This window comes from Pseudoalteromonas sp. SG44-5 (assembly GCF_014164175.1).
Taxonomy (GTDB): Bacteria; Pseudomonadota; Gammaproteobacteria; order Enterobacterales; family Alteromonadaceae; genus Pseudoalteromonas; species Pseudoalteromonas nigrifaciens.
In genome coordinates this window covers 30,919-50,690 of record NZ_JACJES010000022.1, presented here as the reverse complement: position 1 = coordinate 50,690, position 19,772 = coordinate 30,919, and the positions used below count along the sequence as shown (strand labels likewise).

Annotated in this window: 19 protein-coding genes; 12 read left to right on the top strand and 7 right to left on the bottom strand. The window is 39.6% G+C overall.

The annotated features are described in order from the left end of the window. Both tnpA and H5079_RS15755 read left to right on the top strand, forming a co-directional pair. Positions 1-236 (top strand): IS200/IS605 family transposase (gene tnpA / locus H5079_RS15760; protein ID WP_182684460.1); only part of this gene is annotated, 236 nt, incomplete at its 5' end. 147 nt (positions 237-383) lie between these two features. Beyond that, a complete protein-coding gene (locus H5079_RS15755; RefSeq protein WP_011329668.1) occupies positions 384-833 on the top strand; it encodes a GyrI-like domain-containing protein in 450 nt (149 codons plus the stop codon). Positions 834-933: 100 nt separating this feature from the next. Here the strand turns inward: H5079_RS15755 and H5079_RS15750 are convergent, their stop codons facing one another. Beyond that, positions 934-1,803: an MYG1 family protein gene (locus H5079_RS15750; protein ID WP_011329667.1), complete on the bottom strand. Its 870-nt coding sequence runs from the start codon at positions 1,801-1,803 to the stop codon at positions 934-936. A 604-nt stretch (positions 1,804-2,407) separates the two neighbouring features. Here H5079_RS15750 and H5079_RS15745 point away from each other — a divergent pair. From H5079_RS15745 to H5079_RS15735, 3 genes are all read left to right on the top strand, one after another. Next, entirely contained in the window at positions 2,408-3,925 is a 1,518-nt protein-coding gene (locus H5079_RS15745) for a DUF3360 family protein (RefSeq protein ID WP_182684459.1), read from the top strand. A 361-nt stretch (positions 3,926-4,286) separates the two neighbouring features. Next, positions 4,287-4,808: a hypothetical protein gene (locus H5079_RS15740; protein ID WP_182684457.1), complete on the top strand. Its 522-nt coding sequence runs from the start codon at positions 4,287-4,289 to the stop codon at positions 4,806-4,808. A gap of 260 nt (positions 4,809-5,068) precedes the next feature. Continuing rightward, a complete protein-coding gene (locus H5079_RS15735; RefSeq protein WP_182684455.1) occupies positions 5,069-5,716 on the top strand; it encodes a hypothetical protein in 648 nt (215 codons plus the stop codon). A gap of 316 nt (positions 5,717-6,032) precedes the next feature. On the opposite strand, the gene H5079_RS15730 is transcribed toward H5079_RS15735, so the two are convergent. Then, positions 6,033-6,908, bottom strand: coding sequence for a LysR family transcriptional regulator (locus H5079_RS15730; RefSeq protein ID WP_182684454.1), 876 nt, complete (start codon positions 6,906-6,908; stop codon positions 6,033-6,035). Positions 6,909-6,999: 91 nt separating this feature from the next. Here H5079_RS15730 and H5079_RS15725 point away from each other — a divergent pair, with 91 nt between their 5' ends. The 3 genes from H5079_RS15725 to H5079_RS15715 all read left to right on the top strand — a co-directional run bounded on the left by H5079_RS15725 (position 7,000) and on the right by H5079_RS15715 (position 9,551). After that, entirely contained in the window at positions 7,000-7,428 is a 429-nt protein-coding gene (locus tag H5079_RS15725; RefSeq protein WP_182684451.1) for a PACE efflux transporter, read from the top strand. A 399-nt stretch (positions 7,429-7,827) separates the two neighbouring features. Beyond that, positions 7,828-8,700 carry a DMT family transporter gene (locus H5079_RS15720; protein ID WP_182684449.1) on the top strand — a complete coding sequence of 291 codons (873 nt, stop codon included), beginning with the start codon at positions 7,828-7,830 and terminating at the stop codon, positions 8,698-8,700. A 59-nt stretch (positions 8,701-8,759) separates the two neighbouring features. Beyond that, positions 8,760-9,551, top strand: a complete 792-nt coding sequence (locus H5079_RS15715; RefSeq protein WP_182684447.1) for an aspartate dehydrogenase domain-containing protein — start codon at positions 8,760-8,762, stop codon at positions 9,549-9,551. Between the two features lie 151 nt (positions 9,552-9,702). Here the strand turns inward: H5079_RS15715 and H5079_RS15710 are convergent, their stop codons facing one another. The 3 genes from H5079_RS15710 to H5079_RS15700 all read right to left on the bottom strand — a co-directional run bounded on the left by H5079_RS15710 (position 9,703) and on the right by H5079_RS15700 (position 12,332). Next, positions 9,703-10,830 carry a zinc-binding dehydrogenase gene (locus H5079_RS15710; protein WP_182684445.1) on the bottom strand — a complete coding sequence of 376 codons (1,128 nt, stop codon included), beginning with the start codon at positions 10,828-10,830 and terminating at the stop codon, positions 9,703-9,705. Positions 10,831-10,898: 68 nt separating this feature from the next. Further along, on the bottom strand, positions 10,899-11,573 hold the full coding sequence (locus H5079_RS15705) for a glutathione S-transferase family protein (RefSeq protein ID WP_182684444.1): 675 nt from the start codon (positions 11,571-11,573) through the stop codon (positions 10,899-10,901). A gap of 327 nt (positions 11,574-11,900) precedes the next feature. Continuing rightward, complete coding sequence (locus tag H5079_RS15700) at positions 11,901-12,332, bottom strand: PACE efflux transporter (RefSeq protein ID WP_086996219.1); 432 nt, start codon at positions 12,330-12,332, stop codon at positions 11,901-11,903. Positions 12,333-12,524: 192 nt separating this feature from the next. On the opposite strand from H5079_RS15700, the gene H5079_RS15695 reads away from it, so the two are divergent. Both H5079_RS15695 and H5079_RS15690 read left to right on the top strand, forming a co-directional pair. Then, positions 12,525-13,427: a LysR family transcriptional regulator gene (locus tag H5079_RS15695; protein WP_011329658.1), complete on the top strand. Its 903-nt coding sequence runs from the start codon at positions 12,525-12,527 to the stop codon at positions 13,425-13,427. A 274-nt stretch (positions 13,428-13,701) separates the two neighbouring features. Continuing rightward, the gene (locus H5079_RS15690) at positions 13,702-14,613 is read left to right on the top strand and encodes a LysR family transcriptional regulator (RefSeq protein WP_011329657.1); all 912 of its coding nucleotides are present in this window, start codon (positions 13,702-13,704) and stop codon (positions 14,611-14,613) included. 187 nt (positions 14,614-14,800) lie between these two features. On the opposite strand, the gene H5079_RS15685 is transcribed toward H5079_RS15690, so the two are convergent. Next, positions 14,801-16,198, bottom strand: a complete 1,398-nt coding sequence (locus H5079_RS15685) for a heavy metal sensor histidine kinase (RefSeq protein ID WP_231613327.1) — start codon at positions 16,196-16,198, stop codon at positions 14,801-14,803. Then, on the bottom strand, positions 16,185-16,871 hold the full coding sequence (locus H5079_RS15680; protein WP_086998455.1) for a heavy metal response regulator transcription factor: 687 nt from the start codon (positions 16,869-16,871) through the stop codon (positions 16,185-16,187). Before H5079_RS15680 ends, H5079_RS15685 begins: the two co-directional genes overlap by 14 nt. A gap of 174 nt (positions 16,872-17,045) precedes the next feature. On the opposite strand from H5079_RS15680, the gene H5079_RS15675 reads away from it, so the two are divergent. Both H5079_RS15675 and H5079_RS15670 read left to right on the top strand, forming a co-directional pair. Further along, entirely contained in the window at positions 17,046-18,884 is a 1,839-nt protein-coding gene (locus tag H5079_RS15675; protein WP_182684443.1) for a copper resistance system multicopper oxidase, read from the top strand. Next, complete coding sequence (locus H5079_RS15670) at positions 18,881-19,756, top strand: copper resistance protein B (protein WP_115121849.1); 876 nt, start codon at positions 18,881-18,883, stop codon at positions 19,754-19,756. Before H5079_RS15675 ends, H5079_RS15670 begins: the two co-directional genes overlap by 4 nt. The last annotated feature ends 16 nt before the right edge of the window (positions 19,757-19,772 follow it).

Genomic DNA, 19,772 nt, shown 5'->3' with positions numbered 1-19,772 from the left:
GTGAGCAAGATCACGTTCATTTGTTAATTGAATACCCTCCTAAAGTACAATTAAGTAAATTAATTAATTCGCTTAAAGGTGTTAGCTCAAGACTAATGAGGAAAGAGTTTACAGAAATACACCGCTACTTATGGAACGGTGCGCTTTGGTCGCCTAGCTACTTTGCTGGATCTTGCGGTGGCGCGTCATTGGACGTATTAACAGCCTATATAGAACAACAAAATAGAGCTAAGTAATGTTAATGCTACGCATTAAAGACTTACATCCCTGACATAAATGACGGGGTTTTTCATCAGGAACGATAAATAGTTACAGTCCATAATGGTTTTTCTGTTACGTTATAGTTACGTTAAAGCTAAGTGATTGAAGTAAGGAAGGTCATAATGCAAGTAAAGCAACTCCCAAGTATAACTTTAACTGGTTTAAAGGTAAGAACGTGTAACGCCGATGAAATGAACTCTGGCACTGCAAAAATAACGGAGCTTTGGCAAAAATTTGGTGAAAAGCATGGACAACAGCTAACAAAAAATACAAAAACGTATGGTGTTTACACTAACTATGAAAGCGATGTAACCGGTGAATTTGATGTAATAGCCTGTTGCGACGACTTATCGATTGGAGATCAAAAGTCAGTAAAAGTAACTACCGAGGCAGGGAGTTATTTAGTATTTAACGGGACAGGTGAAATGCCCGATGCGGTAATCGACCTGTGGGGCGAAATTTGGCAATACTTTAGCTCAGACGACTGTCGTTTTACTCGTACCTACAGCAGCGACTACGAATATTACAAAAGTGCTGATGAAGTAGAAATAGCCATAGCAGTTAAAGAATAAAGCTTTAGGCATAATTAAAAACGCTAGCTTAACTTGCTAGCGTTTTTTTATGCGCGTAAATATTAATTTTAGCGACTAGCACTTTTAAAGCCCTATATTACTAAGCTTCTAGCGCCATTGCTGCCATTTTCATCGCACTTGCAAACGACTTTGCGCCAGCAATAAATAAACCGTTATGACAAAAAACAGCATCTTCAAGCCCAGTTTCGTCCTGAAATTCTTTATCAGATAAACCAGCCCACGGTTTTGGGAGTGACTTGCGGTCTTCAAACGATCCTGGCTCAACCGGTACAGTTTGCACAATCCACTGGCCAGAGTGCGAAGGATAAACCATATATAATGCTTTATCAGAAAGCGCATGCACGGTTTTTTTCCACGGTGTGTATTGCTCTAACACAATTACGCGTGGATCAGCTGCATTTTCAATCGCTTTAGCAACAATTGCTTTTGCATTAATGCCACCGTTAGCCGCAGCTATAAAGCGAGTTAAAATGCGCGATGCAAACTCAACCGCTTCATCAAAACAGGCATCAAAGTTACTCTCTTCTTGCCACGTTGGGTTAAACATTGAAATAGTTTGGCTAAGGCTAATGCCTTTAGCAACGCCTTCAACATGGCCGCAGTCAATTGCATCAATAGTAGAGACTAAACCAGAGTCAATTGCATTGGCTGTTTCTTGGCTGCCTTGGCATATTTCAAGGCCATATTTTTGCCAAATTAAACCAAATGAAGAAAAAGGAATACCATTTTCACGCGCCCCGGCACCGCCACGTTGGTGGTGATCAAAACGGCCTGTCTCTGGGTTATGCTCGCCACCTACATCAATCACAACATCGGCTTTGCTTATAAGCTCCATATCGCGGGTGCGTATAAGTTTAAAAGAAGGATAAATATACTTAAGTGCAGCTACACTAAAAACATCATCTGCATGAAAAGTACCGTTGTGGGTTGCTATCGTTATATCATTCATTGGTTTTGTATCATTTTCTAAAAGGATAAGAAGGTCTCGCTATTTAAACGTTACGGTTTTGAAAATACTTAACAAGTAAAAATCATAAGGCGGATTCTATCTGATGAGCGCTAACAAAAACAGTAAACTGTTTTTTATCCTTGTTAAAGCAATTAAGCTCGCATGCAATAGCCTACTAATTATAGAGAGATGCAAAGCCACACGTTATTATTTTGCTGCGTTATTTTTGTATCAATAACCAAACTTTAGTTAAATTATCAGCTAAAGCATGGCTAAATGCCCTATTTTCTTAAACAACATAATATAAATGCAGATAAAATTATTTTAATTTTTATTATTGCTGTAAGTGCTAAAAAACAACGCATTGCACTTTAACCTTTATAAAAATAAGCTAACCATCTGTTTAAAAACAATAAAAACTACATTTAACATCAAATACTACATTCAGCTATAGGTATATAAATGTTACTAAATAGTTTCATACAAGACCTTTGACTAATCGTAATCTGTTGCTAGCTGCTTTATCCTGCCGCCTCAATTTTTATTTGCTTTAAACAAAGCTGTATTTTTATTTTGAGTGAGCAACCATGTTGCAGGAGAAGCCATGAATACCACGCCGCAAGATGATATTTCATCTGATGCCAAACCAGGAGCGGATACTCAAACCGCTACCAATAGCTATAAAAATCTACACAAGCCTAGCTCTGAGTTTAATAGCCGAGACGAATACCTAGAACACGAGCTGCAAATTATGCAGCCTAAACGCTGGCGCCCAAACTTACCCTTTAGAGACTACAGATTCGAATTTGAAGACGCTATTCCTGCAATGGCTGCCACCATAGGTAAAGTGGTTATGGTTGCCGCTATTGCCGCAACGTTTGCAAGCCCACTGGGTTTAAGCGACGCTTTTGTTTTAGAAAACGTGCGTTACGAATTACTTATCGTCGCCTTTTTTATTATTTTGTTTTCAGGCTTTATTTTACCTACCGCTAACTTAGCCGGTACTCATGGCCCTTTAATCCCGTTAATTCCAATTGTAGTTGCAGCAGGGGGGCACCCTATGGCATTTGGCTTGCTCATAGCTGCCTTTGGTTTAATTTTGGCAATAAGTAAAGGCGGAACCCTACTGGCTAAACTAACCAGTAAAGGCGTATGTGGCGGGCTTTTACTCTACCTAGGGTTTATAGGCATAACCTCGCAAGTTAAAAAGCTGTTTGCATGGGCCGAAGCCATCGATATGACCCACATTGCCTTTATTGTTATTTTTTCCACTATAATTTTATATGCCATGTTAGAGCATTTTAAAAAGCGTTGGTTAGCCGTACCACTTAGCTGTATTTTAGGCGGCGCAATAGCTTTTGCATTAGGCGCACCGTTTGAGTTTCATACTGCACCGGGCCTGCCAAACATGGACCCTATGTACTGGTGGGGCGAAGACACTGGCTGGATGTTAGGCTTACCTACCCTAGAAAGCTTTGTAGTAGTACTGCCATTTGCAGTGCTTGCTGTTGCTATGTGGTCACCGGACTTTTTAGGCCATCAGGTATTTCAAAAAATAAGCTACCCAAAACGTACCGAAAAAGTACAAATGAATATAGACGACACCATGCTTAGCGCATCAGTTAGGCAAACCTTTGGCTCGCTACTGGGCGGCGCTAACTTTGCATCATCGTGGGGCACTTACATAGTGCCTGCAGCCATTGCTAAACGCCCAATACCAGCAGGCGCTATTTTAACCGCACTATTTTGTATTATTGCCGGCGTATGGGGCTACCCTATGGACCTTGCAATTTGGCAACCTGTGCTATGTGTAGCGCTAATAGTAGGGGTATTTATTCCACTACTAGAAGCCGGCATGGAAATGACTCGCGTAGGTAAAACCACCCAATCAGCTGCTATTGTAGTATTTGCTTCAAGCTTAGTTAACCCAGCATTTGGTTGGTCACTCACCATATTGCTAGACAACTTAGGCTTTATTGGCTGTAAAGAAAGAAGTAAAGAACTCACCCGCATGAGCCGCTGGATCATTCCACTGGTCATGTTTTTACTACTAACCAGCGTAATGGCCATGGTAGGCATGCTGCCAGGTATACCCGCGCTAGTATCAAGCTTTAGGCACTAACTTTAAAAGTTAGCTTAAAGTAAATTACTCCCAGTAAGCGCATTTTATATGCGCTTACTGCGTTTTAAAGCTTAATTTTTTAGGTGGCAGCATAGAGCGATCAGCGGTCATTGATATTGGCTAAATATCGTAGTTAATTGATTGGTCAAATTGCTCTTTGCAAATATATTCATGAAAGTGAGCTGTGTACGCATATTGATCTATTTAACGTTACTAAGAAATTTTAGAAAACTTAGTGATAGTAATACCTTAGGTTATTTGTTAAAACTGTATAAAGTAGAAAAATGAGTGTGACATCGGCAGAAATATGCGCGATGAGCGCACTATTAAATTGTTAGCTGCCTCAAGGAAGATAAATACTATGCGTAAACTTATAATGATATTTGCTTTGATTGGTGCTTTAGTTGCTAGTTGGAATTACCTTACTTTGCAAAAAAAACTATCTGGCGTATTAGCCTCAGACCCAAGAAATGAAGGAATTAGTGTTTTTGTCCATTTTGAATGGTTTGTTAACCCAAGCATTATAGTTTTTGATATTAGAGATGTTCAATCAGATAAAAGTCCATTGGATGTTTCAAGAGTCCTATTACAGCTGTCTGAGAGTTTAAAAGACAACGAGTACCACAGAGTTGTATTGTCATTTAAAGGTCGCCAAAAATTTATGCTTGAAGGTAGTTACTTTAAGGAAACAGGTATGGAATATGGTATTCAGAATCCTGTTTATACTTTAAGGAGCTTATCTCAAAATGTATACAAACTTGATGGCTCACAAGCTTTTTCAACGTGGACTGGCGGCTTTATCGGTGTGCTTGGAAAGCAAATGGAAGATTTAACTGAGTTTCATAAGCAATGGTATATAAATGAACTAGCTACTGGCAGCTAACAAACTGTTTAAATTGGATAAAATTACGCAGGCTTGGTTTCGCTCCGCTTCACATTATAGCCAACATAAATTTGCCTATTAACAGGGCGTTTTGGCTGTAGAATTACTCTTTTTAAAGAAAACAGCCTGTTTTATGGGTTCCAAATGCATTACCTAATGCTCTAAAAACGCTTAGAATTAATTGCAGGAGCTCGTTTTTTAATTGATTTTGGCTGTTGGAGTTATTCTACAGCCTCGTTAGCCTTCAGGAAAATTTAACTATGGCTTCCCTTTTAGAACATCCTGATTCACAAGAGTTCTTTGACCATACATATTCGCTACTGATGGAAGAGGCTGACAGAGGATGTGTTTTGCTTGGTGTTTCTTTATTGGATGAAGAACTAAATAAAATGTTTAAATCTTTTGTTCCGGAAAAAACAAGCAATAAGCGATTAAAAGAAATATTTGATGGCAAAAGTGCTTTTGGCAGTTTGTCTGCAAAGTTGGATATAGCTTACGTTTGCCGCTTATTGCCTTTAGATTTAGTTAATTGTCTGCATTTACTGAGAAAACTTAGAAATAACTTAGCACATCAAGCATCTCCGTTTTCTATTGAAGAAAACTTGGATCAGATATACGAAATATTCAATAAAACTAGCGGTAACCTGATTGCTGGAATGACAAAGCTATCTGGTGAGTTTGCTTATGGCCAGTTTATAGAAAAAGTTATGAGTACTAATCACCCTACCGATGAGGGTAAAAAGCTTTTCGAGTCAAAAGAAGAAGCCTTTGCATATTTAGAGATAAATGACGATGTGCAAAAGACGCTTTTTGAATATAGAATAAAAATTATGCTGGTAATAGGTATTGCTAGCTTGGGTAGCTTAATAATATTTCATAGAGAAAAAGTACTGAGAAAATTCGAATAGTAAGCCTAACAAATGCATTAAAATGGATGTCTAACAGTTGGCAGTCGCTCATTCTTCGCTTATTTTAGTCAACTATAATCCGCAACTTATGCGGGAGTTGCCAATGTCCGCAATTGGCACTTTCTAGCCATTCGACAACATAAAATGCTGATAATAAATTGGCAAGATATTTTACTGTGTCGGATGGCGCTTCGCTTATCCGACCTACACTTGGCACTTTTCGGTCAATCGATAATACAAAACGCTAATGTTAATTGGCACTGCCTTTTTTCATTGGGTTTCGCTGCGCTCAAACCAACCTACCAATAAATTAAGTTCATAATAAGTTGCGTAACAGTTTTCTGAGTAGTTTAAAAACCTCAAGGCTACTATGGCGCTGATGCTGGAGTATATCTACATTAGCAAGCCAACCTACGTCTTCAAATTCTAGCGCTAGTTTTACTAACTCACCATTTGTAAGCGCTTCTACTGCAACATGGTTTGGTAGTAAGCACCAACCATAACCCTGTATTGCAAGCTCAAGTAATACAAAGTAGTTATCTGCATACCAAGTATCGGGGCTAATTTTTAATTGAAAACTACTTGTTAGCGTATTACGTGATCGAATAAGTAACTGGCGGTGCAAACGTAAGTTATCCATATTTTCACAAACCTGACCCGCTAATGGGTGCGATTTAGCCACGTATAAATCAAAGTTTACCGAGCCAATACATTCATAATCTAAATAGCTCGGAATATTTAATTCACTAAAAATAATACCTGTTAAAGGCTTTTCGCTTTTTAGCATATCAATTATGTCGAGGCTAGACGCACTTAAAAATTCAAGCGACACATTAGGGTACTTAATTTGAAATTCAGAAATAGCCTGTGCAATAACCCTTAGCGGGATCCCCTCGTCTAAGGCGACGGTTATTTCTCTTGGCGTTTGATCGTTTAATGTTAGCGCAGAATTAGTTAAACGCTGATGCTGATTAAGCAATGCCATAGCCTGCGGTAATAACTTTTTACCCGCATCGGTTAATTGTGGGTATCGACCAGTACGTTTGAAAAGTGTGGCATTGCAGTCTATTTCTAAATTAATAATGTGCTGACTTACTACTGATTGTGCCTTACATAAGTGCCGTGCAGCAGCCGAAAATGACCCAGTATTAACGGTTGTTACAAATGCTTGCAGTTGTTCTACGCTAAACATATCGCTTTTCCAGATACTACGTAACTATAAAGTACCTTAATAATGGATGAAAATAGCTACCTAGTCATTAAAAAATAGGCATAAGTTAAGAATGAAAACAGTTGAGCGAATATTTCAGGCAATTCTTTTTGAAGTAATAGTACTTTGTATAATTGTACCTACATCGGTTGCTATTAGTGGATTCGACACAGGTAAAATGCTTGTTGTAGGTATCGGTTTATCTTTATTTGCTATGGTGTGGAATTATGCTTACAACATTATGTTCGACAAGCTTATGGGCTTTAATCGTTTAGAGCGAGGCTCGGCCTTACGCATTACCCATGCAATTGGTTTTGAGCTAGGAATGGTGGTAATTACACTGCCCGCAATTGCTTTTTATTTAAATATTACATGGCTGGGCGCTGCCATTTTAGAAGCAGGGTTTTTAATCTTTATACTTATTTACACATTTGTATTTAATTTGGTTTACGACAAATATCAACCTTACAAAATCTTGTTTAGTAACAAGAAATCCCAGTAGCCCCCAAAAAACATGCCTCTATTACTATTTAGCGCAATAGGGGTATGTTTTATATAAACCAAATACCCACCTTTTAAATGCCATTTATGGGATTTACTATGCAGCTTATGCTTATTTATAAAATCAATTAAGGTCAATATACTAAGCTAGTATTTTATTAATCGTTTAATTAAATAGCAGGCAATGTTCTGTCGTTAAATAAAAATTGGCTGCCTTGTCTGTTTAACAGCTTAAAACTATTTATATTGCGACTTTCTTATATGGTGTTTTTGTAAGCCTTTATTACCTTATCAATTTTAAGCTAAGAATGGTGCAAGGGATCATGTTGGCTATGCAATTTAATGGCAACATTTCTTAGAGCGGCTACTTCATTCTAATTTATAAAGGAATCATTTAATTATGTGGATAATTTTTGCATTACTCGCCACGGTTTTTTTTGGCGCACGAGGAATAATGTATCAATGGACATCCCAGAAAAAAATTGATCGAAACTTATTATTATTCGGTGTGTTTTTTGTCGGATTTATAATCAGTGTTTTGGGTGTAACCTTGTTAAATCAAAAGTGGTATGGCTGGGCAGATATTACTGTTGGCTTAGCGTTGGGCTTTGGCTCTTTTGCCGCTAATGCTTTTTTGCATAAAGGTTTTTCGGTTGGAAAGGCTTCGCTTATTAGTATTTTGTCGGGTTTAACTCCTTTATTTGTGTTGGTTTTTGCCTTTTTATTATGGCAAGAAACCTTAACAACGCTGCAGCTAATTGGCTTTTTTATTATTTTTGGTGGGCTTTATATTATTCGCTACTCTAATGATATTTCGTTTACTAATTTACAAGGGGCGCAATGGGGATTACTGGCTGCATTATTCTTTTCGTTTAATGACTTACTAGGTAAGCAGTCTACTTTGCTGGAGGCCGATACGTTCGCTACGCTCACCTCTATGTTTGGTTTTGGTAGTTTGCTTTTTGCTATTAGTTGGTTAGTAAGTAACAAAAAACAGGCCAGTGACGCAAATGACTCTCGACCTAATTGGTCGCCAGTAAAAACGTTTTCTTGTGGGTTACTTATTGGATTGACGAATGTGGCTGGCATGGTTGCAATAATATCGGCTTTTGCAATTGGCAATACAGGGCTGGTTTCTGCTATTTCTGGTATGAATATTTTAATAATTCTTTTGTACTCACGCATTATTTTAAAAGAGTCGTTTACTCGCCAAGAGCTGTTAGGACTAACGACCGCTTTTATAGGGGTAATTGTACTAAGGCTGAGCTATTAACGCTTAAAACCACACACAGTAAGGACATTTCGGTAAATAATTAAATAGGAATAGTAAAAATGAAGAAGAAGTTAGCACTAATAGGGTGTGGTTATTTAAGCCAAACTATTGCTCAGGCTGTAAAAAGTGGCTCTCTTGCTGGTTACGAGCTAGTTGCGGTATTAGGCAGAAACCCAATTAGAACCAAACAATTTGCTGATTACTTTAACTGTACACCATGCACAGATATTGATGCGTTTATGGCTTTAAAGCCTGAGTTTGTAGCCGAAGCTGCATCGGCGGTATCTGTAATCGATTATTGTGAAAAAATATTAGCCGGTGGCTCGCACTTAATTGTTTTATCTACGGCGGCATTTGCAGATGTAGCTTTGTACCAAAGAGCCATAGCTGTAGCAATAAAAAATAATACTAAAATATACATTGCCGGTGGTGCAACAGGTGGCTTTAACCTGCTTCAAACCGCTTCATTTATGAGTTCAACACCGATTGATGTAACAATAACATCTAAAAAATCATCTGGTTTTATTGCTCGAACCCCTTTTAACAAAGAGGGCTTAATGAACATAACTGAGCCAGAAAGAGTTTTTAGCGGAACAGCTAAGGAAATTATTGATATTTTTCCTTATGTTTTTAATGTTATTTATGCAACTTCGCTAGCAAGTGCGGGGCCAAAAGCAACTAAATTTAATATTGATGCTGTGCCTAACTTTGCTGGAGATGACTACAGAATTGAAGTTAAAGGTGAACAAGTAGCTTTAGATTTAACAATTAAATCGGGCGATTATGCTATTGCAGCATGGAGTGTGGTGTCTATTTTAAATAATGCGGCTTCTCCGGTCGTTTTTATGTAAAACACTAAGCTGAGCGGCTATAGCAGCCTGCTATTCTCACCTTATAATATTTATTATTCATAAATAAAAAGCCGATACTGATTGCAGTATCGGCTTTTACCTATTTGTAATTCAGGTATTAAAAAACTAATTAGTTATTGCTGAGTTTTAATTAGCTTTGCGGTGTAATTAAGTATTTTTCGCCTGTGGCTTGTTTAGAGTAAGCCGCTATTGATGCTAATTGTAGCGCCTCAGACAACGACACTTCATGGGTGTAATTACTGGCAAATGTGGTAGTAATTTCATCGGCTATACGTTTACGCATTGCCACTACCGTATTCGTGCCTAATTTACCAAGCGCATTAAATAATAAAAACCCATTTACGCCCCAAGCAAAGCCAAAATTACGATTTAGCGTAATAGGGCCGCGATCAAGTGCGCCATAAATATAAACTTGCTTGAAAGTATCTGAGCCATACACGCTATACTCTTCTACGTCGCGAGTTATAGCAGCTTCCATACAGTTAAGAATGTCGCTGGTTAGTTGGCCACCGCCAATTGGATCAAACGCAATTGTGGCACCAGTGGCAATAATTGCTGCGGTTAAATCCTCAAGAAACGACTCACTACTAGAATTAACCACATACTTTGCGCCCATGTTACGTAACAGTGTTTCTTGCTCTGTTTTGCGTACAATATTAACTAAATCAATACCGTCGGCAATACAAATACGGTTTAACATTTGCCCAAGGCTAGATGCCGCCGCCGCATGAATAATAGCTTTATGGCCTTCGGCGCGCATGGTTTCTACCATAGCTAGTGCTGTAAGCGGGTTAACAAAAGACGATGCGCCTTGCTTAGCGGTAGTGCCTTCTTTTAACTCTAAGCAACTTTGTACATTAACGCAGTGATATTGACGGTACGTTCCGCCGCCAATTACAGCAACCATTTTACCCATTAATGCTTGTGCCGCTGGCGATGAGCCCGCAGCAACTACAGTACCGGCACCTTCATTACCTACAGGCGTTGCTTTATTAACACGTGTTTTGAGCGCTGGCATAAACTTAGCTGGCACATTAGCTGTAATAGCTGGGCTTTGCCCAGTACCCGATTGCGTTGCTGTAGACATGTCAGCGGCGCTGAACATAACCGCTAAATCAGATGGGTTTAATGGCGCAGCTTCAATGCGAATAACCACTTCATCGGCACTTGGTTGTGGCATGTCGATGTTTTGTAAGGCAAGCGTTAGTGTGTTGTCTTCGCTGATTGTTGAAGTAAGTTGGATATTTTTGTCTGTCATCGGGATTTGCTCCTGCACATTATTAAATTAGTTAAACCAATAAGGTTAATGAATTGGCTGTTTTATAGCTAAGCATTAGCTGCTTGAATTTGCGCTGTGACCTTTTGCATAAACTCGGGCATGTTTGCGAGCCGATCTACCTCTACTTTTTGCGCAATAGCAGATTGGCGCATGGTGTCGTTCCACTGTTTCATTCCCGGTACATCACCCAGTACATCCCAATTAAGTTGGCTGGCACCAAAAGCGTTAACTATGGTGTTTACGTGATAAACGTAAATATCTGCCATAGTAAACTGCTCACCCGCAATCCAAGGTGAAAACTTACACAAGCGACTCAAGGCGGTAACACCACGGGTTAACACTTGGCGTACCTCATTTTTAAGCGATTCTGGCGCGTTTGTACCACTAAACGCATACGGTATAAGGCGTCTGCTTGGCAGTTCAAAGTACAGCTCTGCTATTTTCATAATTTGGCGCACTGCTGCACGCTCGGTGCTATTTTTTGGATAAAGCGGAATATCTTGGTATGACTCTTCAATATAGTCGCAAATAACACTCGACTCTGAAATATTAACGCCCTGAGATGTTGTTATAACTGGCACTTTACCCGCAGGACTCATTGCCAGTAACTCGTCACTACCACCGTAAATAAGGTGCTCTTTAAATGGCAGTTCTTTATATAAAAGTACATGTTTTACTAGGTTGTAATAGTTGCTAGCAGCAAAACCGTGCAAAGTAATCATAATAAATTTTCCATCATTAACGTGAAGGGACTTTTTAATTACCTAAAATGCAATTAATGCCTCAGTGCTTAATACACTGCGACTGGGCTATTTAAGCTAAACACATTATTACTGGTTTTAATTTGCTTATATATAGGGGTAAATGCTAATCACTTTTGCTTTTAAGACAAAAATAGAAAACTATTTGGCAAGGAGGTAGTGGCGGTACTAGCGCTCCCTATTTACATTTTTTAATAGGGAACCCCAGCTAAAGAAGTTATTTTTGTTGGTAATAATTTACGTTAAATTAAGTAAAACAGGCGAGCTCAGCAAAGTTATGCCAACAGGCTAAACTTGGTTATTACAAGCTCGGCGCTGAATTACTGCGGCTCTAATATGGTCGTAACTCAAGTTAAATAAAAAAGCATAAATAGTAATAAAAATAGTCACGCCTAAGTCCATTAAAAAAGCATTCCATAAGCTCACCGATAATAAATAAGCCATAATTGGAATAGTTAACACCAGTAAACCCGCTTCAAATAAGATAACGTGAAATAGCCGCATTGAAAAAGTACGCTTAGTTTTATCTCCTTTAACATAAAGATCAAAAACCCAATTAAAAGCATAATTCCAAACCATGGCGACACTCGCAATAACTATCATAGTTCCTGATAATGCAGCGATATCGTGCTCAGTAAAAGCAGCTAAACCGGCAATCGATAAAGTTACTGCTATTACTTCAAATGACACAGAGTGAAACACACGCTCTACAGCTCTCATTGTTATATTTCTCCAATAAAGGTCTTACTTTAAAATTAAGTGATTAACACAAAGCAATTAACACTAAGGTGATAAAAAAGGATAACGAAATTATTAAGCGGCGATTATGACAGTCAATAAAAACAGATAAAGTTAACAGCTATCACGAATAGTGATAATCTGAGCCAAATACCTGTAACTCTCAGACACACCATGTATAGCTTCGAGCAATTGAAAGTATTTATCACTGTATGCGACACCGGATCTTTTTCAGCTGCTGCTCGTAAATTAAAGCGTGCTCAATCGGGGGTAAGTCAAGCCATTGCAAACCTTGAAATAGCCATTAATCAAGAGCTGTTCAATCGTGATAAAAACACTCCGGTATTAACTGATAACGGCAAAACCTTGCTGCCAATTGCAAAGTCTATTTTGCATCAACAAAAGTATTTTGATCAAACAATAGAATCGCTAGCAAAAGAGCATGAGCATGAAATGGTTATTGCTGTTGATGAGAGTGTAATGAGCCCAGACTTTTTAAATATTCTCATGCCGCTTGCCGATAAATACCCAATAACTCACTTTGATATCATCACCACCTCAACCTTTGATGTAGAACAACTCGTTCGTTCGGGTAGGGCGCAAGCCGGTATTGTTTATGCCGACGGTGAGTTAAAGGTGGATATGGATTTTTTCTTGCTAGGGCAAGCACGCTTTTTAACCGTAGCATCATCGACCCACGAATTAGCCAAACTAGCTAAAGTGCAAGGCTCTGATTTAAAACGTTATAGACAATGTGTACACCGCAGTGCTGAACATAAGGAGTTATGGTTTAGTTACGGTATTAGCTCTATGTTGTGGTATGCCAACACTCACCAAACACTGGTTGAGTTAGTTCATGCGGGCATGGGGTGGGCAAACGTACCTGAGCTATCAGTAAAAGAGCAGATAAACCAAGGCCATATTGTCGCATTGCCTGTTACCCATGAGTACAATGGGTGGTTAACGCCTGTAGGATGCTTAATTTCTCGAAGCCATCAATCGGGGCCTGTACTAACGAGTTTAATTGACACTCTTCAACAGTATCATTTTAGTAAAAACAGCTGGAAAATCAGATAAGCTACCCATTGTTTTGATAGAATAATTGTCACTTTTAAACAAATTAATCTATCATAAACACATAAATTTTAGAGCCTGCTTTATGATAATTTGAGGGCGTTTTTCTGCTTAAATTTTGCATTTAAAAAACCAGAGATTAATGTTTTCCTTACTCCTGCGTTTAGTAAAATATTAATTTTATTTCAGTTTTTTATGAGCAACGTCCTTTTCAAAGCCTTGTTATTCCCAAGGGCAATTTTAAAGTTGAGTTAAAAACAACAAATGGAGCAGCTCGTTGGATCAACTACGTGCAATTAGGTATTTTAGTAAAGTAGTCGAAACTGGCAGCTTTACCAAAGCAGCCAGTACTTTTAACGTGCCGCCGTCGTCGTTATCAAGGCGCGTTGCAGATTTAGAAAAAAGCTTAGGCGCTACGCTGTTAAAGCGCTCAACCCGACTCGTTAAATTAACAGAAGTAGGGCAAATTTATTATAACGATATACAGCAAATTTTGAGTCAACTAGAACAAAGTAATGAAACCGTACGCAGTTATCAAACAACGCCAATGGGGCGTTTACGTATTAGCTCTATGGTGGGGTTTGGTGAGCAAATATTATTACCTTTGCTAGATGAATTTAGCGCCTTATACCCTGAAATAGTGCTGGATGTTAGTTTAACTGATCAGCTATCGACACTCGGACGCGACGATGTTGATATTGCTATTCGCGGTGGTTACGCACCCAATGAGCGAGTACTAGCAATAAGGTTAATGGACAATGGTTTTATTCCGGTGGCATCACCTTGTTATTTAAAAAAACACGGAACACCTAACAATGCGATGGAACTAAAGCAGCATAATGGCCTTTATTTTAAAGCGCCAACGGGGCCAACGCCTTGGTTATGTAATATGGACGGCCAATGGCATGATGTATCTGGCCCTGCTGTGGCTATTTCTAATAGCGGATCGTGGCTAGCAAAAAAAGCGTGCAACGGTGAAGGTATTTTAATGTCTACTCGGTGGGCGTTAGCCCCTTATATAGACTCAGGTAAGTTGCAACAACTTCACTTTGAACATGAGTTAGCTATAACTCAAAATGCTAATATGGCTGTGTATTTGCTGTATCAAAAACAGCGCTACTTAGTACCTAAAGTAAAAGCGGCAGTAGACTTTTTAGTGCAAAAAATAAAGACAGAAAATGAACAATAAACACAAAGTAACAGATTCCCTAGGCTGATTAATTTACAACTGCGTGGTTTGTTAAACAAAACCAACCGCAGGTTACTTTCGTTTTTTGCTTATGCAAACTGTAAACCCCCCATTACAGTTTGCACAAAAGCCACAAATTAACACTGCATTTTACGCTATAGGCACTGTGCTAATAAAAGGATTAAGCTTAACTTTTAACGTGTTTAAAAAATACCTTAAAGCGAGTGTTCGCGTTTGAAGTTACCACTATGTTGCCCCCATTTGCTGTAACTAGCGCTTTTACTATCGCAAGTCCTAAACCCGCGCCGTTGCCTTGTCGCTGCCTTGATTTATCGGCTCGATAAAATCGGTCAAATAAATAGGGTAAATGCTCTGCTGCTATTTTTTCGCCTGGGTTGGTAACCGCAATACACACTTGATCATTTCCAGTGCGCTCACTACTAATAGTTATCGATTCGCCTGCTGGGGTATACCTAATCGCATTTGATAATAAATTAGATAACAACTGCCTAAAGTGTAATTGTTCACAATAAAACTCAACATTACTACCTTGTTTAATAAAGGTAATATTGGCATCTTCTGCTACCGCATCAAAGTATTCTAGTAACGCGTCTATTTCTTCATCACTTTGTAATACTTGTTGTTGTGCTTTTATCAGTCCATTTTGAGTTTTTGCCAACCACAGCATATCACTCACCATTTTTGTTAGTCGCTCTAGTTCTTCAAGGTTTGAAAACAACAGTTCTTGGTATTGCACAAGGTCGCGCTGTTTTGTTAAGCCAACTTGTGTTTGAGTAATAATATTAGTAAGCGGGGTACGCAGTTCGTGGGCTATATCGGTAGAAAAATTTGATAAACGCATAAACTCATCTTGTAATCTATCCAGCATGGCATTAAATGAATGCACCATATTCACCAGCTCAATTGGCACTTTACTTTCATCTAACCTAACATCCATTTTATGGGTTTGAATGTCATATATTTTTTTGCTTAAGCCACGCAGTGGATTTAACCCCTGATGTACCGCAAACCAAGCAACGAGTAAAATGAGCACAGCTGAGCCAAACATAATCACCCATAGGCTTTGTTTAAATTGGCGCAAAAAATGTTTATGAAAACTCATATCAATGGCGGCGGTAATTTTATAATGCTGTTGCTGCACGTTAAAGTCGCTAACTAATGCGCGATAGGTATGATCATTGGCTTGCCAATGCACTATGTTATCGCGATTAAAACCAAGCGCCGATGGCGCACTCATAATCTGCTTAGTAAAATCGCGACCTGAACTTTGGTAAATTAAGGCTCCTTGCTGGCTATTTACTTGATAATAAACACCATGATGCCCTGCCACAGCTTTAGATAATGCCTGCCCTAAAGGTTCACTTGAGCTATGATGCTGGGCTAAAACAGCTGCAACTGACTGGCTAATAACCTTTAACTCCCCACTGTCTTGCTCAATAAAGTGATGCTCAATGGAGGAGTTAATTAATGACGCGACTAAGGTTAAACAGGCTATTACAGTAACAGCAATAAACAATACCACCCGCATGGTCAACGACATTGGTCGAGCGTTAATTTTGGGCATTTTCGACCTCTAATTTATAGCCCATACCGCGCACTGTATGAATAAGTTTAATACTATACTCATCGTCAACCTTGCCCCGCAGGCGTCTAATCGCAACATCTATTACATTGGTATCACTTTCAAAGTTCATATCCCATACTTGCGACGCTATAAGTGAGCGAGATAGCACTTCGCCTTCTCGGCGCAGTAGTAGCTCTAATAAGCTAAACTCTTTATTACTGAGCAAAATACGCTTGCCTGCTCGCTGTATTTTACGCTTTGGTATATCCATTTCTAAGTCTGCAATTGTGAGTATGTCGGCCACTTTTTGTACGCCACCACGGCGAATAAGCGTACGCACGCGAGCAAGTACTTCTGAAAAAGCAAACGGTTTTATTAAGTAATCATCTGCGCCAAGTTCAAGCCCTTTTACTCTGTCATCAACACTATCGCGAGCCGATAAAAATAATACTGGCGTGTCGTTTTTGGCTTCTCGTACCGACTCTAAAATTCGCCAGCCAGATACATCGGGCAACATTATATCTAATATAATCACATCAAATAATTCGGTCATTGCTAAATGGTGACCGTCAAGGCCATTGCGCGCCAAACAAACCTGAAAGCCGGCTTCGGTTAAGCCCTGTTTTAAGTAATCACCGGTTTTAATCTCGTCTTCAACGATTAGTAAGCGCATATAATTCCTTTGTTACTTTTATTATAATTTTAGTTATCACTTAAACAGCACTATGCCATATGCGCTACAACAGCAACATGACATTAAGATTACAACTTTGTAATGTTCGCGTCATGTCGATGTCAGGTTTAAATATTATACTCAATGCATATTTTGCTATTCAGGTGTAATAAAATGGGTTTTAAAGAGTCATTACAGCACATTTCAAAGCCACGTAGGCGTTTTGTTCAAGGATTAATTGCAGGCGGTGTGCTGGCAGCTTTTCCAACTGTTTTACATGCAGCATCATCTTTAGCGGCTTCAACATTAACAGGTACTGTGCCTGAGTTGAGCGGTAAAGTTATTGACCTGGTTATTGATGAGTCCCCAGTAAACTTTACCGGTGTAGTGCGTATGGCAACCACCATTAATGGCTCTATTCCCGCGCCAACATTACGCCTTAAAGAAGGTGACGATGTGACCATTCGCGTTACCAACAATTTAGCGGTACCTAGCTCTATTCACTGGCACGGTATTATTTTACCGTATCAAATGGATGGTGTACCGGGCATTAGCTTTAAAGGCATTATGCCTGGCGAAACATTTGTTTATAAATTTAAGTTACAACAAAGCGGTACTTATTGGTATCACTCACACAGTGGCTTTCAAGAAATGACTGGTATGTATGGGGCGTTAATTATTGAGCCTCGTGAGCAAGATGTTATCAGCGCAGATAATGAACATATTATTCAACTCTCTGATTGGACTGATGATGATCCTATGGAGTTATTCCGTAAATTAAAAATTCAGGGGGATGTGTTTAACTTTAATCAGCCCACTGTACCTGAGTTTTTTGATGACATAGCAACAAGCGGCGTTGCTAATGCACTTCAACGACGTGAAATGTGGAACCAGATGCGAATGAGTCCAACCGATTTAGCTGATTTATCGGCTTCGGCAATGACCTATTTAATGAATGGTACTGCGCCAATGGCTAATTGGCGTGGGCTGTTTAAAGCGGGCGAAAAAGTACGTTTAAGATTTATTAATGGCTCAAGTAACACCTTTTTTGATGTACGTATCCCAGAGTTAAAATTAACTGTGGTACAAGCAGATGGACAAAATGTTGAACCCGTTACCGTAGATGAGTTTCGCTTTGGTCCAGGTGAAACCTACGATGTGGTTGTTGAGCCTAAAAATGACGCATACACAATTTTTGCACAAAGCATGGACCGCTCAGGTTATGCCAAAGGGACTTTGTCTGTCGCTGCTAATATTGATGCGCCAGTGCCTGCACTTGACCCCGTTGAGTGGTTAGCAATGCGGGATATGATGGGCAATATGGATCACTCTGCTATGCCTGGAATGGATCACAGCGCTATGGGCCACGCTAGCATGGACAAAACCAGTATGGATCAGGGGGCAATGGATCATAGCACAATGGACCACGGTGCAATGGCAATGGACCATAGTAAGCATAATATGGGTAAAAACCCACTGGCTGTTCCAAGTCAGAAAGTTCGCCACGCTAAAACAGAATATGGCGCCTCAGTTGATATGCGCGTTGATACGCCACGCACAAACTTAGACGATCCTGGTATTGGGCTGCGCAATAACGGCCGTCGAGTTTTAACACTTGCAGATTTACGCTCTCTTGATGGCATAGTTGACCACCAAGCACCCGAAGCCGAAATTGAGCTGCATTTAACCGGCAACATGGAACGCTACAGCTGGTCTTTTGATGGCTTAGAGTTTGGTAAAAGTACCCCTGTGCATATGAAGCATAATCAGCGGGTACGAGTTATTTTACAAAACGATACCATGATGACACACCCTATGCATTTACATGGTATGTGGAGCGACTTGGAGAACGATCAAGGTGATGTGTTAGTTCGCCGCCATACCATTATGGTACAGCCCGCCCAAAGAATTAGCTTTTTAACTACGCCACATGATGTTGGTCGTTGGGCTTGGCATTGTCATTTACTGTTTCATATGGATGCAGGTATGTTTAGAGAGGTGGTTGTATCATGAGAAATTTAACCTTATCAACTGTACTTACTAGTGCACTATTAATTAGCGCACCGTTATTGAGCCTGCATGTGTTTGCTCAAACTGAAATGGGCGACATGTCTGGCGATATGGCGGGCGATAAAATGCAGCCGCAAGGCGGCGATGCCCCTAAAAATGCTCGCGATCCACACGCTTATGCTAATGGCACAACCTTAACGCAAGGGCCATATGCTTTAGCTGATGGCGAGCGCTTAACCCTTGCGGATGAGCATAAGTTTTACGCTATTTTAGGTGATCGCCTTGAGTATAACGAACAAGCCGATGCTGCTGTTTTCGATTTACAAGCTTGGTACGGCACCACCTTTAATCGATTAGTGATAAAAACCGAGGGTGATGTTAGTGATGGCAAGCTTGAAGAAAATCAGACTGATATTTTATGGGGCCATGCAATTTCGGCTTACTGGGATACGCAAGTTGGTATTCGCTACGATTATTATAAAGAGGGCAAAAACCGTCAATGGTTAGCGTTTGGTATTCAAGGCTTAGCACCTTATTGGTTTGAGCTTGATATGACAGCGTATGTAGGTGAGAGCGGAAACACAGCATTTACAGCAGAAGCTGAATATGAGCTGCTTTTAACACAAAGGCTCATTATACAGCCTCGTGCTGAAATAACATTTTATGGTAAAGACGATGAACAAAATGAGCTAGGCAGTGGGCTATCTAGTACTGCTATTGGCGTTAGGGTTCGTTATGAATTTACTCGCCAATTTGCACCTTATGTAGGTGTAGAGTGGACTAATAAATTTGGTAGCACAGCAGATTACGCCAAGCTAAACGAGCAAAGCAGCAACGACACTGAGTTTGTTGCCGGTATAAAATTTTGGTTTTAATATTTAAAAATAAGAG